This is a genomic window from Gemmatimonadaceae bacterium, from assembly GCA_020846935.1.
GTDB lineage: Bacteria > Gemmatimonadota > Gemmatimonadetes > Gemmatimonadales > Gemmatimonadaceae > RBC101.
This window is the reverse complement of the sequence record JADLCY010000015.1, coordinates 196,901-212,119: the sequence shown is the minus strand read 5'-3', so window position 1 is coordinate 212,119 and position 15,219 is coordinate 196,901. Positions and strand designations below refer to the sequence as shown.

Here is a 15,219-nt window from a genome sequence, read left to right as displayed (position 1 = left end):
ACGGCCCGCGCCCGCGGCTGCGCGCTACGACGGCGGGAGGCGGGGACCGATACGGTCCCGATCGATCCGTCGCGCTGGATCAACCTCCCAGCGATCGAGATTCGCCCACCACGCGTGGGCGGGCATCGCCGCCGTACGGAACCGCGCGCGGATTCCCAGCACTGTCTTTGCCTCGTAGATCCAGATGGCCGGCGCGTCTTCGGCGAGAATCTGCCCGGCTCGTATGAACAGCGCGTGGGCCGCGGTCGGGTCGAACGTGGCGACCGCCGAATCGATGGTCGCGTCGAAGAGTGGGTTGGAGTAGCCCCCGTAGTTGCTGCCTGCCTTTCGCTGCTCCGTCTTCCAGAACTGGCGCACGGAGTTGGGATTCGGATCGCCGTTGAACCCGAGCAGCGTGACGTCGAAGCGGCCGGCCTCGGCGGCGGTCCCTTGCACGCTGGGCTCGACGAGATCCGGCTTCATTCGAACCCCGACCGCCTTGAACAGGGGCTCCATGACCTCGAGCGACCGGCGACGACCGCGGCTCGATGCCGGCGCCGTGATCGTGAACTCGAGGGCGCGCGTGCCCTGCTGACGAATGCCGTCCCCGTCGGTGTCCCGCCAGCCGAGGGTATCGAGCAGCGCCGACGCGTGCGCCGAATCGAACGGCAGCAGCCTGGCGTCGTTGAGCCCGATCCGCGACACCCACGGACTGCCCATCGCCGCGCCGAGTGAATCGAGCACGCTTGCCACGAGCTGTCGGCGATCGATCGCCATCGAGAGGGCCCGCCGGAGGTCGCGATTGCCAAACAGGGGATGCGGCCGTGCGGGCGATCGTGGATCATGAAGGTTGAAGACCGCCATCGTGTACGCCAACGATGGTTTGCTGACGAGGTGCACCGCGGTGTCACCGGCGAGCGAGGCGATCGCGGCGTCGTTGAGCACTTCGACCATATCGGCTTCGCCGGCCGCGAGCATTGCGGCCTGCGCCGTGGGGTCGGTGACGACGAGCCACGCTACGCGATCGAGCCCGGGGCGCCCCATCCAGTGCGCCGTGTCGGCGATGACCTCCACGCGCTGTCCGGGGAGCCAGCGACCAAAGCGGAACTTCCCGCTCCCGATCGGTGCCCTGGCCGCCGGCGCGGCCGCGAGCGAGTCCGGCAGGATGTTGGCGTACACGTGCGCCGGAATCGGAATGAGATTCGTGACCAGGTCGTAGAACTGGGTCGGAGACCGATGGGCGAACCACGCGACGAAGGTGAGCGAGTCGGGAGTCGAGACCGAGTCGACGCCGACGAGCGCGGGAACGGCGTCGGCGGCGATCGCCGGCGCGCGGTAGATGGCGAGGGTACTGCGCACGTCGGCCGCGCGCACGGGCTGGCCGTCGTGCCAGCGGGCCCGCGGGTCGATGTGGAACGCGATCGAGAGTGAGTCCGTCGACCAGGTCCAGCGTTCGGCGATACCCGGCGCGTACCCGGAGTCGCCGATCAGGGTGATCGTGTCACCGGTGCGCGCGATGGGCAGGTAGAGGGCGTCGATCACCTGCTTGCCCACGGAGTTGTGGACCAGCGGCGGAAGCACCGCTTCGGGATCGCTGCCGGTCGCGATGAGGAGCGTGCCGCCCGAGGCGCCTGCGGTGGTCGCGGTCTCGCTGCACGCCAGCAGGACACTGGCGGCGAGCGCGGTGGCGCACGATGTGGAGGCTCGCATGCGGGCTGCCTAACGTTGAGGGGTCGGTTCCTGCTGGCTGAGACAGTGCAGCGTGCCGAGGCCCCAGACAAGGTCCACGGCATGGATCCCCACGACCTCGCGATCGGGAAAGCACGCGGCGAGGGTGTTCAGCGCCACTCGGTCGTTTGGGTCGTTGAACGTCGGGACGAGCACCACCCGATTGCCGATGTAGAAGTTCGCGTACGAAGCGGGCAGGCGCTGCCCGTCCATCATCACCGCGCGTGGGTACGGGATGGTGACGACGTTGAGCCGTCCGCCTCCGAACGCCTGCAGTCGGTGGAGGTTGTCCACCGAACGTCGATGATTCTCGTCATCGGGGTCGGCCTCCATGGCGAGCACGACCGTATCTTCGGCGACAAACCGGGCAATGTCGTCGACGTGGCCGTGGGTGTCATCGCCCACGCAGCCTTCACCGAGCCAGATGGTCTCGCGCACGCCGAGGTAGTCGCGAAAGATGCGCTCGTAGTCGTGGCGCCCGAGTCCCGGGTTGCGCTCCTGGATCGGGGACAGCAGGCACTCCTCCGTGGTGAGGAAGAGGCCGGCGCCGTTGGTGTCGATGGCCCCGCCTTCCAGCACCACACGCGTGGTGCCGTCGGGTCGCATGGGCTCGATGCGGTCGTGCCCGGTGATCGTGGACGCCGCGGGGCCCAGCTCGGCGTCGAGGGCGTAGTTGTCGTACTTCGCCCACGCGTTGAAACGCCAGTTGGCGAGCACCACACGACCCGCCGAGTCGTGGACCATGGTGGGCAGCGAGTCCCGCAGCCAGCCGCGATCATAGGGTACGAGGTGCAGGCGATAGCCGTTCGGGTCGACGTGGTGCGCATCGAGTCGGGCGCGGGCGTCGTCACGCACGGCCGCGTCGTGGCAGAGGATCTCCACGCGTTCGGAGGTGTGCAGCGCCCGCACGATCTCGGCGTACACCCACGGGATGGGGGCGAACTTGCCGGGCCAGTCGGGCTCATGATGGGGCCACGCGAGCCACGTCGCCGCGTGCGGCGCCCACTCGGCAGGCATCCGGTAGTTGGTCACGTCAGCCAAGGAACCGTGAGGAGAGTCCACCGTACGCGTCGATGCGACGGTCGCGGAGGAACGGCCAGTTGCGACGCGTGTCCTCGATGCGCGCGGTATCGCACGTCGCGACGAGCACCGTCGGTTCCGTCCCCGCCTCGGCCAGGATGCGGCCGAACGGGTCGTAGATCGTGGAGTTGCCGAAGAACTCGAGGCCGTCGCTGCCGGCCGCGGTCTCGAAGCCCACGCGATTCGGCGACGCCACGAAGACGCCGTTGGCAATCGCATGCGCACGCTGGATCGTGCGCCACGCCGTCACCTGCGCCTCGCCGAACTCCGCCTTCTCCCGCGGATGCCACCCGATGGCGGTGGGATAGAACAGGATGTCGGCGCCAAGGAGCGACGTGAGTCGGGCGCCCTCCGGGTACCATTGGTCCCAGCAGATGAGGACGCCGATGTTGGCGTACTGCGTGCGCCACACCCGAAAGCCGTCCGCTTCCTTGACCTTGCCGGGCGCGGCCAGTGCCCTCCCGTCGGTGTCACCGGGCGCGAAGTAGTACTTCTCCTCGAAATGCGGGTCGTGGGGGATGTGCATCTTGCGATAGACGCCGAGCAGCGCGCCGTCGGCGTCGATGACCGCCGCGGAATTGCGGTAGAGACCCGCGGCCTCGCGTTCGTAGATGGGCACGATCAGCACGACGGCCAGTTCCTTCGCCAGCGCCTGCATGCGATCGGTGGTGGGCCCGGGGATCGGCTCCGCCAGGTCGAACCACTTCATGTCGAGCGTCTGGCAGAAGTAGGGCGCATTGAACAGCTCCTGCAGGCAAATGACCTGCGCACCCTGTGCGTGTGCGGCACGCACGGCGGAGACCGCGCGCGCGACGTTGGCCGCGATGTCGGGCGACGCGGCGGTTTCCTGGACGATTCCGACCTTGAAGATCCTGGACATGTCAAAGAAGGTATCGGAACGGTCGGCGGGTCGGTAACGGGAGCCGCGCCATGAGCCCCGGCATCAATCCCGTCGGGTCCGCGGCGTTCCCGGTGGCTTGCGACCGCTGGCAGCTCATCTCGGAGCTCGTTGGCCGTGAGCCACTCACGTTCCACCGGGCCGGCATGCTTCGCCTGCGGGACGCCTTCAGCGGTCTGGCTTCAGCGAACTCGCTATCAGGGCTGGTCGGCGGGGTGCTCGATGAGCGCGAGGACCACGTCGTTGACGTTGGTGCCGGTGGGGCCGGTCAGGAGCAAGGCCCCGGCCGCGTCGAGGGCGTTGCCCGAGTCGTGCGCGCGCAGGTCCGCGCGTGGGTCACGTCCCGCGTTGCGGATGGCGTCGATGGTGTGCGCATCGACGACCGCGCCGGCGGCGTCGGTGGGGCCATCGCGCCCGTCGGTGCCTGCGGCGAGCAGCGTGATGCTGCGAGCGCCCAGCGCGTGCCACTCGAGCGCACACGCCAGCGCGAGTTCCTGGCATCGACCGCCGCGGCCCTGGGCGCCGGCCGGGATGGTGACGGTCGGCTCACCACCGCCGATCCAGAGCCGGCGCTCGCCGGCGCCTAACGATCGCTGCGCGGCAGCCAGCGAGCGGGCGAGCGCGACGCCCACATCCGCCGCTTCTCCGCTCACATCGGCCGGCGGCTCCTCGATCACCGCGAGCCTCGCCGCGCGCGCCGCCTCGCGCACGGCCGCGAGCGCGTGGCGATTCTCGAGAATCACACGCGTCTGCACGCGGTCGAACCGCGCCCCGCCCGGTACCGGGGGTTCGACTGACGCGTGGTGGATGGCGCGACCCAGGTCGTCACGAATCGACGACGGCAGCGACGGCGCCGCGGCGACGAACGCGGCGCGAACGTCCTCCGCGGTCGCGGGGTCGCGCACGCAGGGGCCCGATCCGATCGACGCGAGGTCGCTCCCCATCACATCCGACACGATCAGGCAGTGGATGTGTGCTGGCGCCAGTGCGGCCGCGAGGCGACCCGCCCCCCACCGCAGCAGCCGGCGTCGGAGCAGGTTCATCGGCTGGATCGCGAGCCCCGAACGCAGCAAGGCATCGAACGTCGGCCGGAGGTCTTCGATCGGCGACCCCGGGATCGCCTGCGCCACGAGGCTGGTGGTGCCGCCGGACACGAGCACGAGCACGTCATCGAGTCGTCGGGCCTGGCCTGCCACCTCCGCGAGCGTTTCGGCGGCGCACCGCGAGCGCTCGTCAGGCAGCGGGTGGCTGCCTAGGAGATGCGGGAGTCCGCCGATCGTGGCGGGCTCGCCGGTGTGCGAGACGACGACGCCCCGCGTTGGTGTCAGCCCTCGTTCCGCGAGGGCATCGAGTGCGCCAAGCGCCATGCCAGCCGCCGCTTTCCCGATGGCGATGACGCCCGGTGCCGTGCGGAGCGGGAGTTCCGCGACCACCCGCGCCGTCGCTCGCCGCGGATCGGCCGCCTGCAGGGCGACGTCGAGGAGGTGCTCGAGGAGGGGGCGCGCGTGCAGCAATGAAGCAGTCGGCGAACGGGAAGGGGACAATGCTCCGAGGCGAGGAAATTCACCATGCGTGAGAGCCCGGAAACGACGCTGGGTGAGTCGGAAGGATCCGCTCACCCAGCGCGTGGTCTCAGACGCCGTATCGGTCGTGCCGCGCGGCGTTACGGCTCCTTCGGTGAGGCCTTGTCCACGGCGGCGGCAAGTTCGGTGTAGGCCTCTTCCGCCATCTGGCGGAACGGCTGGGCCTTGAACGTGATGCGGCCGTCGGGGCCGACGACGTAGAGCGAGCGGTTGTCCGTCTTCCGGGCCGCGTCGTAGGCGCCGTACAGGGAGCCGACGGTGCCGTCCGGGTCCGAGCCAAAGAGCATCGGGAAGTTCGCGTCGCGTGCCCACGAGTACTGCGCCGTGTCGGCGTCGACACTGATCCCGATCACCACGACCTTGCGGCCATTGTTGAACAGCGTGGCGTACTGATCACGGTACGCCTCCATTTGCACTGTTCAACCACGCGTCCTGGCCTTGAAGAAAAACGCGAGGACCACCGTGTTGCCGCGATAGTCCGACAGCCTGACCTGGTCGCGAAGTATGCCGTAGCGCGTCGAACCCCTGAGCGCAAAATCCGGGGCCATGTCGCCGACCTTGGGTCCTGTCTCCGCCTGCTGCGCAGCGCCCACCATGGGCGCGAGTGCGAGCAGGGCGGCGGCAACCGTCGAATGCATCAACCTGCGTGACGCCATGAGAACGCCTCCCAGCAAGAGTGTGCGGATAATGCTGACAGGTACGAGGCGCGGCAACGGGCTCGGCGTCGGGTCGGGGCAGAACCAGCGCCACGGGTGCTCGTGCCCGTTTGGGAGGACAACCGATTGACCCGCCGGGGTGACGGAGCGGGTCGCAAAGCGTTGCACCACAACGGTGCGTTGCGCGGCACGCAGGGTGCCTTGAAGCAGGTGACCCCACCGGAGCCCCCATGATTCGTCGTCTGTCGATCACCGCGGTTGCTGTCGCGTCGCTGGCTGGGTGTGGCCGCGAAACGCCGGCCATCGACGAGGCCCTGCGCCAGGACCTCTCGCTCGCGTCGCAGGCGTACATGCCTCAGCAGTACCTCTCGCCGATCGAAGCGGGCTACGCTCAGGGCTACGGCCAGCCGGGCTATGCCGCGTCGCCGCCCGGCGCGTACCAGCAGGCGGTGGCGCGCCAGCCGCGGATCTATCGCGCGCCGTCGAGCGGTGGCAGCACCGCCGGCCGTGCGAGCGGGCCTCGGGTCGTGAAGCACACCAAGCGCGACGCCGCGATTGGCGCAGTAGCAGGGGCTGCCATCGGTGCCGTGACGTCGGGGAAGCGCGACCGGCTGAAGGGCGCGGTGATCGGCGCCGCGGCCGGCGCGATCCTCGGTGGCGTGATCGGCAACAATGTCGACCTGAGCCGAATCCCCAGGTAGCGGTACCAACGGGCTGGCGTTCGCCGGTGCCGACGCCGCGGCAAGGCAACGGGCGCGGGCGGTGTGCAGCGCCTCGCGCCGCCCGTGTCTCGCGCGTGGCCGCACGAGTGCCGCCTAACGCCTCACCTGGTCACGCGGGAGGCGTTCGGCGGCTGGGATCCGCCAGGTTGGAATGCCCATCCACCAGCCGCTGCCGTCGAGCCGGTCGAACTTGATGCGCCTGTGCACGAGCGCAAATGTGCGGGGTTCCCACAGAAAGATCGCCGGGGCGTCCTGTACGATGACCTCGTACGCCTCACGGTAGAACGTGCGCGCGCGATCGCGCGTCGCCTCATGGCCAGCGAGGTCGAGGAGCGAGTCCACGGTGGCGCTCGCATACCATCCGAAGTTTGCCGACTGCGCCAGGTCGCGGCCCCCCCAGACCTGAACGATGCCCGATGGCGACGCATCGCCGTGCCACACATGGATGAACGCGTCAAACTTCCCCTGGGTGAGGCGAGGAGCGAGCACCGCCGGCTCCGCGACATCGATCACGGCGTCGACACCCACCTGCCTGAGCTGTTCCTGCAGCGTCACCGCGATCTGGCGACGTGTGGCGCTCACCGAGGGCACGGTCACCTGGAAGCGCAGGGGCCGTCCGTGGCGTTCCCGGATGCCGTCGCCGTTGGCATCGCGCCAGCCGAGTGAATCCAGGAGCGCCCTCGCGGCCTCGACCGCATACGGGATCTGCGCGATCGTGGTGTCCGCTGCCCATGATGCGCGCGAGAATGGCCCGGTGGACACCACCGCTAGCGAGTCGAGCGCGTTACGGACCACCGCGCGCCGGTCGATCGCCATGCCGAGCGCGCGCCGCAGTGCGCGCTCTCCCAGAATGGGATGTGCCGCCTTTCGATTGCCGTTCGAGCGCGTATTGAACAGGAGGTAGCCGTGGTCCGGTGACGCGTACTCCACCACGCGCGCTGGCCCATCCGGTGCCACCAGGGCCATCCCCTCGGGCCGCAGGTTCTCGATGAAGTCGGATTCGCCGGCAGCCACGCTGCGTGCTCCGGCATTGAGGTCGGGCACAAAGCGCAGTAGCAGGCGCTCGGGCAGCGCACGGTTGCGGGTGCGTGTGGTGTCGGCCGCGAGTTCCATCGTCGCACCGCGCTCCCATTTCACGAATCGGTACGGACCGCTCCCGACCGGGGCCTGCGCAAACGCGGACTCGGGAAGGCGGGTTCTGTCGACGGAGGCGAGCAGGTGCTGCGGCATGACCAACAGGTTCGCGGCCAACCTGAAGAACCGTTCCGGCGAACGATCGCCGAACCAGACGCGGACCGTCGCCGAGTCGACCACGACGATGGAGTCGATCGCGGGCAGCGAGGACGCGTTGGGGGACTGGACCGCGGGATCCACGAACAACTCGTGACTGAACTTCACGTCGTTCGCCGTGACGCGTCGACCATCATGAAAGTGCGCGGTCGGGTCGATGGAGAAGTCGATGGTCGATGAATCGGCGCTCCAGCGCCAACTGGCCGCCAGACGGGGCATGAACCCGGCGTCGCCGAGCGTACTGCCCTCGGGCCCGGGTGAGGCGAGCGGCTCGAAGATCTGGTCGACGGGGATCCTGGCCTGTACCGACATTACCGACGGCGGCACGAGGGTTTCGGGCTCACCCGCCACGGCAAACACGATGGTGCCGCCACCCGCCTCAGCGGAGTCGTCAGCCGATCCGCCGCACGCGGTCAGCGCAGCGAAAACGAGGGATGGAGCGAGACGGTGAACGTCCATGGAAACGGGACAGGGCTGGGATGCCCCAGATGGACGATCGGGCGAGAGTGACGGAACGCACGATTTGCTGGCGCCGGGACGCTCGCCCGCTTCGCCGATGAGGGCGTGGCAGATCGCCACGACTGCTGCGAATCGCCACGCCCCTGCGTCATATCGCGGCTCCGTCGCCGTCAGACGGCAGATTCGTCCTACCTCGAAAACCGGGACCAGGACGAGACATTGCGACGCCTACCGGAAGCAATCGCCGCCGCCACGGATCGAGGTCTTCCGCCGGCCGGCGTACCACACGCTGGCGCTGTGACGTGGAACACGTGTTGCTCTGCATTGCCCTGAACGCAGGACGCGATTCACCTGACACCCGGAGTGCACGATGAAACGATGGATCCGAAGACTTCCTCCGCTGCTCGGTGACGCACGCTGACGATCTGAGCAGAAGAATGCGGGCGAGCGACTGATTCCCCCCAGTCGCTCGCCCGCATTCACGTTTGGTGCACGCGAGCCCGGGTTATTTCGCGAGCTGCCGTAGCACGTAGGCGAGGATGCCGCCGTGTCGATAGTAGTTGAGCTCTTCCGGCGTATCGATGCGCGACAGCACGGGGAAACGCTTCTCTCCAGCCGCGTCCTTCGCGACGACGGTCAGGCGCGCTCGCGGCGCCATGCCCTCGGCGAGCCCCTCGATCGTGAAGGTCTCGAACCCGGTGAGGCCAAGCGATACTCGAGTGGCCCCGTCCACGAACTCCAACGGAAGGACGCCCATGCCGACGAGATTCGAGCGGTGGATCCGTTCGAAGGACTCGGCGATCACGGCACGCACGCCCAGGAGCATGGTGCCCTTGGCGGCCCAGTCACGGGACGATCCGGTCCCGTACTCCTTGCCGGCGATCACCACGAGCGGCGTCTTCGACGCGGCGTAGGCCTCGCTCGCCGCAAAGAACGACGTGGGCTCGGCGCCCGGCGCGGTGCGCGTCCACCAACCCTCCATGCCCGGCGTCAGGTCGTTCTTGAGGCGGATGTTGGCGAAGGTGCCGCGCATCATCACCTCGTGGTTGCCACGTCGCGCGCCATAGGAGTTGAAGTCCTTCTTTGCGACGCCGAGCGAGAGCAGCCACTGCCCCGCCGGCGACTTCTCGGCGATCGAACCGGCAGGCGAGATGTGGTCCGTTGTGATCGAGTCGCCGAACATGCCGAGGACGCGTGCGCCGGTGATCGGCACGATCCCGGGCGGCGTCATCGTCATGCCCTCGAAGTAGGGCGGATGCTTCACGTAGGTAGAGTTCCCGTCCCACGTGTAGCGATCGCCGGTCGGGATGCGAATGGCCTGCCACTCGGCGTCGCCGGCAAAGACGTCGGCGTACTCCCGCTGGAACTGCTCGCGCTTCACGGAGCTGAGCACCACGTCTTCGACCTCCTTTGGCGTGGGCCAGATCTCGCGCAGGAATACCGGGCCGGCACTGCCGACGCCGATGGGCTCGCGATCGAAGTCGATGTCCATCCGACCGGCCAGCGCGTAGGCCACGACGAGCGGAGGGGACGCGAGGTAGTTGAACCGCGTCTGCGGATTCACGCGCCCTTCGAAGTTGCGGTTCCCCGAGAGCACCGCGGCCACGGTGAGATTGCCGTGGTCGATCGCGGTGCTGATCGAATCGGGAAGCGGGCCGGAGTTGCCGATGCACGTGGTGCAACCATAGCCGACGATCTGGAAGCCGAGCGCATCGAGGGCCGGCTGCACACCGGCCTTGGCGAAGTACTCGCGGACGACCTTCGATCCGGGGGCGAGGGAGGTCTTCACCCAGGGCCGCACCTGCAGGCCACGCGCGACCGCCTTCTGCGCGAGCAGTCCGGCGGCAAGCATGACACTGGGGTTGGAGGTGTTCGTGCAGCTGGTGATGGCGGCGATGACGACCGCGCCGTCCCTGAGCGCGAACTTCTGCCCGCGATGCTCGCAATCCACGCTGTGTTCGCCGACGGAACCCAGCCCGCCCTCCGACACCATCGCCGCTGCCGGGGATCCGGGAACCTTCGCGGCAACGGCGGCCGTGAGTCGCTCTTTTTCCGCCTTGAGCGATGCGTTGTAGTTGGCCTTCACGTCGGTGAGTGCGATGCGGTCCTGCGGACGCTTTGGCCCGGCGAGGGACGGCACGACGGTCGACAGGTCGAGCTCGATCGCGTCGGAGAACACGGGCGGCGCCATGCCGTCCTCGCGGAAGAGCCCCTGCGCCCGGCAATAGGCCTCCACCAGGGCCACGTGTTCCTCGCTGCGGCCGGAGAGTCGCAGGTACCTGAGCGTCTCCGCATCGACCGGGAAGAACCCCATGGTCGCCCCGTATTCGGGGGCCATGTTGGCGATCGTCGCGCGATCGGCGAGGGCGAGCGACGAGAGACCGTCGCCGTAGTACTCGACGAACTTCCCCACCACCTTCTTCTTGCGGAGCATCTCGGTACATGTCAGCACGAGGTCCGTCGCCGTGGCCCCAAGCGGAAGCTTGCCGGTGAGCTTGAAGCCGACGACTTCGGGAATGAGCATCGACACGGGTTGCCCGAGCATCGCCGCTTCGGCTTCGATGCCGCCGACGCCCCAGCCCATCACGCCGAGGCCGTTGATCATCGTGGTGTGCGAGTCGGTGCCGACCAGCGAGTCGCAATACGCGAGCGTCTCGCCCGCCTCCTCGCGGGTAAAGACCACCCGACCGAGGTACTCCAGGTTCACCTGGTGACAGATGCCGGTGCCCGGCGGAACCACGCGGAAGTTGTCGAACGCGGTCTGACCCCAGCGCAGGAACTGATACCGTTCAAGGTTGCGTTCGTATTCGAGCCCAACGTTGAGCATGAACGCCGCTTCGGTCCCGTATTCATCCACCTGAACCGAGTGATCGATCACGAGGTCGACGGGCTGCAACGGGTTGATGCGGCCCGGCTTGCCGCCCAGGGCGGCGATGGCATCGCGCATGGCCGCGAGGTCCACCACGCACGGCACGCCGGTGAAGTCCTGCAGCAATACGCGCGCGGTGCGGAAGGCGATCTCACGGTCCTGCGGCTGCCTGACGTCCCAGCGCGCGAGCGCTTCGATGTCCGCGCGTTTCACGAACGCGTTGTCCTCGCACCGCAGGAGATTCTCGAGCAGGATCCGGAGCGAGAAGGGCAGCCGGTCGAGGTTGTCGCCGGCGACACCGCGAAGGGCGTCGAGCCGGAAGATCGTGTAGGACGCGCTGCCGACCGTGAGGGTCTGGCGGCTGCCGAAGGAGTTGGGATGGGCCATGGTGGGGGAAAGCTGTCGTCGCCCGCGAGAAACGCTGTCGTCGCAATGTAGTCGCGGGAAGGCCGCCCGGCCGCTCCGCTTGCCCTCATGAACTCGGGGCTCTGGATCGTGAAGATGGAGCCCAGGCCGCACGTCGCCCGCGACCTGCGGGTGCGGAAGGAAGCGTAGGACCTCGAGATGTTGTCGGCGTCGCCGGGCGGTGCACACGCCGAACCGGAGATTAGCTTCGACCAGCCACCCGCTCGACTGAATGGCGGTCGTGCGTCCCGGTGATGCCTCATCCAATTGCCCGCCTGCCCATGTCAGTCGCCGAACTCGCCGTGCGCCTCATGACCATCGATTCGACCAGCGGACGCGAGCACGAGGCGATGGACGAGGTCGATCGGCTGCTCTCCGAGCGGAACTGGCGAACACGTCGCATCGAGGTGACGCCCGATGGGCGCTCGTGCGTCCTGGCCACGTCGGCCGATGACATCGATGTCACGCTCACCACGCATCTCGACACGGTCCCGCCGTTCATCCCGCCCCGCCTCGACGGGGACATCCTGTGGGGTCGCGGCGCATGCGACGCCAAGGGCATCGCGGCCTCGATGATCATGGCCGCCGAGCGCCTGCGCGCGCGCGGCATCCGCGCTGCGCTCCTGTTCGTGATCGGCGAGGAGACCTGCCATGACGGCGCGCACGCCGCCAACGCATGGGCAGCCGCTCACCTCGCGCCGCGCGACCGCATCTTCATCAACGGCGAACCCACCGACAACACGTTAGGCATCGGCACCAAGGGCGCGCAGCGCGTCGTGGTCCGCACGCGGGGCAAGGCCGCGCACTCCGCCTACCCCGCCATGGGACGCTCGGCCACGCACGATCTCGTGCGACTGCTCGCCGAGCTGGACGGCATCGCCTGGCCCGTTGACCCTGTGCTCGGCGAGACCACGGTCAACATCGGCTCGCTCGCCGGCGGCGTCGCCGACAACGTGTTCGCGCCCAGCGCCGAGGCGCGCCTGATGTTCCGGCTCGTCACGCCGGCACAAACGATCCACGAGCAAGTGGAGCGCTGGGTGAACGGTCGCGCAGAACTCGAGTGGGGCGTGATGGTCCCCCCGGTGCGACTCGGCACCTTGCCGGGGTTCGCGACGTCCGTGCCGGCCTTTGCGACGGACGTGCCCGCCCTCGGTAACTGGGGCACCCCGTACCTCCTTGGCCCCGGGTCGGTACACGTCGCGCACACGGATCAGGAACACGTGTTGGTGGCCGAGCTCGAGCGCGCTGTGGACGCGTACGAGCAGCTCGCGCTGCGTGCGACGAAGGCGTAGGCGAACTCCGTCGCACAGGTCGAGCGACGGCCGGCGACCCGGCATCCCGTCACCAGCCGAAGGTCGTGTTATCCGCCAGCCGTTGCGACCTTCTGCGCCAGGACGATGAGGTGACCGCCAGGGTCGCGCACGCCGATCTCGTCCATCCCGTAGAACGTCGTGCGACGGGCCATGGCGATCGGGTAGTCGCCAAGTTGTCGCACGGCGGCGTCGAGGTCATCGAGTTCGAGGAAAAGCACCGTCGAGGTGCCGGGTACGTCGCCACCGCCCGCCAGATCTTCGCGGATCGACGCGACGCTCTGCAGCATGACCTCGGTCGCGCCCTTCACGAGGATCACGAAGCCTAACGCGTCGCCGTGCGGAACCTCCACGACCCTGGTGAAGCCGAGGCGGTGCTCCCAGAACGCGAGGCTGGGTTCTACCGCGGGCACGGCGAGGACGGCGGTGACCTTCGAGGCGGTCCATGACATGGAATGGTCGGTGCGGGAAAGAGGAATGCCCGAGTCAGCGCGTGTAGAGATACAGGCCGTAGACGCCGAGTCCGAGCCCGCCGACCGCGATCACGGTGCCGATATCGTCGCCGATCAGCAGGCCACCCACGAATGCGGCAGCGCCGGTCACCATGTAGGACACCGGTCGGCCACGTGCCCGGAGCCCCTGTTGCGGCAGGATCGTTCCGCGGGCGAAGCCAGATTCGGAGGGTCGTGACACACCGGCCACCGACGCGGCTCGCGATGGCGCGGCGAGCGTCGCAGTACCTGCCCTCGGTGCCTGCGCGGCGAGCGGCGTTGCGAGCGCGCCAATGCAGAGCGCGACGCTACACGTCGTGAGCAGTCGACGAACCATCGGAATTCCCTCGGCCTGATGAGTTGCACCAAGGTAGGGAGGGGGTAGCTTTGGGGCCAATGCCCCCTGAGAGCGATACGCCATCCGCGGCCGGTGAGCAGGGGTTCGTTCGCGCCATCGGTGTCGTCGGCCTGGCGGCCGGCATCGTGAACATCACCATCGGAGGGGGCATCTTTCGCCTGCCTGCCGAGGTGTCACGCACCCTCGGCGCGGCCGCGCCGTTAGGCTACCTGGTGTGCGCCGTGGCGATGGCCATCATCGTCCTCTGCATCGCCGACGCCGGGAGCCGGGTGGCACTCACCGGCGGCCCGTACGCCTACATCGAAACCGCGTTCGGCCCCTTCGTCGGCTACCTCGGCGGCGTGGTGCTGTGGCTGCTGAGCACGTTCGCGATGGCCGCGGTCTCCACCGTGTTCGCCGACAATGTGGGCGCGCTGGTGCCGCTCGTTCGCGGTCCGCTTGGCCGGACCGCGTTCTACGTCGCCCTCTTCGGCTTCTTCGCGGCAGTGAACGTCCGTGGGGTGACGCAGGGAACGCGGCTCAACAACGTCGCGACAGTCGCGAAGATTCTCCCTCTGCTCCTGCTGGCCGTATTTGGCTGGGTCGGCGTGAAGGCCGAGCACCTGGTCGTGCAGGAGTGGCCCGACGCCACCACGCTCGCGCGCACCGCGATCCTGCTCACGTTCGCGTTCAGCGGCATCGAATCGGCGCTGGTCCCCGGAGGAGAGGTCCGCGACCCGGCGCGCACGGTGCCGCGGGCCATCTTCCTGGCCATGGGCGGCATCACCGTGCTCTACCTGCTGCTGCAGTTCGTGTCGCGAGGCATTCTCGGTGAGGGACTCTCGGCCGCCACGACGGCGCCGCTCGCCGCGGCCGCGGGGCAGGCGATGGGTTCCTGGGCTCGCACGTTGCTCCTGGTGGGCGCGTCCGTCTCCATGTTCGGTCACGCGGGCGGGATGATGCTGGCGCTTTCCCGCGTCCTCTACGCACTCGCTCGCGACGGGTTTCTGCCGAAGGTGGTGGCCAGCGTGCATCCGATCCATCGGACGCCGCACATCGCGATCGTCCTGCAGGCCGTTGCCGCGATCGTCCTCGCCGCCACCAACACGTTTGAGCGGCTGGCCGTCCTCGCGAACATTTCGGTGCTGATGCTCTATGGCGCATGCTGCGTGGCATCGTGGCAGTTGCGGCGCACCGGAGTTCGGCAGGGCGGGACACCGTTTCGTTCGCCCGCTCCGGCGGTGCTTCCGTGGCTGGGCGTACTGGTGATCGGCTGGATGTTCACCAGTATCCGACCGGGCGAGTGGCTCGCGATCCTGGTCGCCCTCTCGGTGGCCACCGCGTTGTACCTTGCAACGCGGGCGCGCCGCCGTCTGGCGGCACCCTGACCGTCCCGTGACGCCTCCCTCCAC

13 protein-coding genes are annotated in these 15,219 nt (G+C 68.5%); 3 read left to right on the top strand and 10 right to left on the bottom strand.

What is annotated here, in order from left to right; all coding sequences use genetic code 11:
• Positions 1 to 24: 24 nt before the first annotated feature.
• The 6 genes from IT361_18975 to IT361_18950 form a co-directional block, all read right to left on the bottom strand.
• Positions 25 to 1,689, bottom strand: a complete 1,665-nt coding sequence (locus IT361_18975) for a hypothetical protein (GenBank protein MCC6319762.1) — start codon at positions 1,687 to 1,689, stop codon at positions 25 to 27.
• Between the two features lie 9 nt (positions 1,690 to 1,698).
• A complete protein-coding gene (locus IT361_18970) occupies positions 1,699 to 2,724 on the bottom strand; it encodes an agmatine deiminase family protein (GenBank protein MCC6319761.1) in 1,026 nt (341 codons plus the stop codon).
• A 16-nt stretch (positions 2,725 to 2,740) separates the two neighbouring features.
• Positions 2,741 to 3,667 carry a carbon-nitrogen hydrolase gene (locus tag IT361_18965; protein ID MCC6319760.1) on the bottom strand — a complete coding sequence of 309 codons (927 nt, stop codon included), beginning with the start codon at positions 3,665 to 3,667 and terminating at the stop codon, positions 2,741 to 2,743.
• A 215-nt stretch (positions 3,668 to 3,882) separates the two neighbouring features.
• Complete coding sequence (locus IT361_18960; GenBank protein ID MCC6319759.1) at positions 3,883 to 5,199, bottom strand: DUF4147 domain-containing protein; 1,317 nt, start codon at positions 5,197 to 5,199, stop codon at positions 3,883 to 3,885.
• Between the two features lie 149 nt (positions 5,200 to 5,348).
• Positions 5,349 to 5,678 (bottom strand): redoxin domain-containing protein, encoded by a 330-nt coding sequence (locus tag IT361_18955; protein MCC6319758.1) that lies wholly within the window; start codon positions 5,676 to 5,678, stop codon positions 5,349 to 5,351.
• A gap of 9 nt (positions 5,679 to 5,687) precedes the next feature.
• Positions 5,688 to 5,924, bottom strand: a complete 237-nt coding sequence (locus tag IT361_18950) for a redoxin domain-containing protein (GenBank protein MCC6319757.1) — start codon at positions 5,922 to 5,924, stop codon at positions 5,688 to 5,690.
• A 350-nt stretch (positions 5,925 to 6,274) separates the two neighbouring features.
• Here IT361_18950 and IT361_18945 point away from each other — a divergent pair, with 350 nt between their 5' ends.
• Positions 6,275 to 6,625 (top strand): glycine zipper 2TM domain-containing protein, encoded by a 351-nt coding sequence (locus IT361_18945; GenBank protein ID MCC6319756.1) that lies wholly within the window; start codon positions 6,275 to 6,277, stop codon positions 6,623 to 6,625.
• Between the two features lie 114 nt (positions 6,626 to 6,739).
• On the opposite strand, the gene IT361_18940 is transcribed toward IT361_18945, so the two are convergent.
• Together IT361_18940 and acnA are read right to left on the bottom strand one after the other, a co-directional pair.
• The gene (locus IT361_18940; GenBank protein ID MCC6319755.1) at positions 6,740 to 8,395 is read right to left on the bottom strand and encodes a peptide ABC transporter substrate-binding protein; all 1,656 of its coding nucleotides are present in this window, start codon (positions 8,393 to 8,395) and stop codon (positions 6,740 to 6,742) included.
• A 505-nt stretch (positions 8,396 to 8,900) separates the two neighbouring features.
• Positions 8,901 to 11,651 (bottom strand): aconitate hydratase AcnA, encoded by a 2,751-nt coding sequence (acnA, locus tag IT361_18935; GenBank protein MCC6319754.1) that lies wholly within the window; start codon positions 11,649 to 11,651, stop codon positions 8,901 to 8,903.
• Positions 11,652 to 11,950: 299 nt separating this feature from the next.
• On the opposite strand from acnA, the gene IT361_18930 reads away from it, so the two are divergent.
• Complete coding sequence (locus IT361_18930; protein MCC6319753.1) at positions 11,951 to 12,961, top strand: M20/M25/M40 family metallo-hydrolase; 1,011 nt, start codon at positions 11,951 to 11,953, stop codon at positions 12,959 to 12,961.
• Positions 12,962 to 13,029: 68 nt separating this feature from the next.
• Here IT361_18930 and IT361_18925 read toward each other — a convergent pair whose 3' ends face one another.
• Both IT361_18925 and IT361_18920 read right to left on the bottom strand, forming a co-directional pair.
• Positions 13,030 to 13,431, bottom strand: coding sequence for a VOC family protein (locus IT361_18925; GenBank protein ID MCC6319752.1), 402 nt, complete (start codon positions 13,429 to 13,431; stop codon positions 13,030 to 13,032).
• A 34-nt stretch (positions 13,432 to 13,465) separates the two neighbouring features.
• Complete coding sequence (locus IT361_18920; protein ID MCC6319751.1) at positions 13,466 to 13,807, bottom strand: hypothetical protein; 342 nt, start codon at positions 13,805 to 13,807, stop codon at positions 13,466 to 13,468.
• Positions 13,808 to 13,866: 59 nt separating this feature from the next.
• On the opposite strand from IT361_18920, the gene IT361_18915 reads away from it, so the two are divergent.
• Entirely contained in the window at positions 13,867 to 15,195 is a 1,329-nt protein-coding gene (locus IT361_18915) for an amino acid permease (protein MCC6319750.1), read from the top strand.
• Positions 15,196 to 15,219: the final 24 nt, after the last annotated feature.

What these genes read in the sequence shown, in the direction of transcription:
- IT361_18975 (MCC6319762.1), bottom strand. Translation starts at nt 1,689, where the DNA reads ATGCGAGCCTCCACATCGTGCGCCACCGCGCTCGCCGCCAGTGTCCTG.
- IT361_18970 (MCC6319761.1), bottom strand. Translation starts at nt 2,724, where the DNA reads ATGCCTGCCGAGTGGGCGCCGCACGCGGCGACGTGGCTCGCGTGGCCC.
- IT361_18965 (MCC6319760.1), bottom strand. Translation starts at nt 3,667, where the DNA reads ATGTCCAGGATCTTCAAGGTCGGAATCGTCCAGGAAACCGCCGCGTCG.
- IT361_18955 (MCC6319758.1), bottom strand. Translation starts at nt 5,678, where the DNA reads ATGGAGGCGTACCGTGATCAGTACGCCACGCTGTTCAACAATGGCCGC.
- IT361_18950 (MCC6319757.1), bottom strand. Translation starts at nt 5,924, where the DNA reads ATGGCGTCACGCAGGTTGATGCATTCGACGGTTGCCGCCGCCCTGCTC.
- IT361_18945 (MCC6319756.1), top strand. Translation starts at nt 6,275, where the DNA reads ATGCCTCAGCAGTACCTCTCGCCGATCGAAGCGGGCTACGCTCAGGGC.
- IT361_18940 (MCC6319755.1), bottom strand. Translation starts at nt 8,395, where the DNA reads ATGGACGTTCACCGTCTCGCTCCATCCCTCGTTTTCGCTGCGCTGACC.
- acnA (MCC6319754.1), bottom strand. Translation starts at nt 11,651, where the DNA reads ATGGCCCATCCCAACTCCTTCGGCAGCCGCCAGACCCTCACGGTCGGC.
- IT361_18930 (MCC6319753.1), top strand. Translation starts at nt 11,951, where the DNA reads ATGTCAGTCGCCGAACTCGCCGTGCGCCTCATGACCATCGATTCGACC.
- IT361_18925 (MCC6319752.1), bottom strand. Translation starts at nt 13,431, where the DNA reads ATGTCATGGACCGCCTCGAAGGTCACCGCCGTCCTCGCCGTGCCCGCG.
- IT361_18920 (MCC6319751.1), bottom strand. Translation starts at nt 13,807, where the DNA reads ATGGTTCGTCGACTGCTCACGACGTGTAGCGTCGCGCTCTGCATTGGC.
- IT361_18915 (MCC6319750.1), top strand. Translation starts at nt 13,867, where the DNA reads ATGCCCCCTGAGAGCGATACGCCATCCGCGGCCGGTGAGCAGGGGTTC.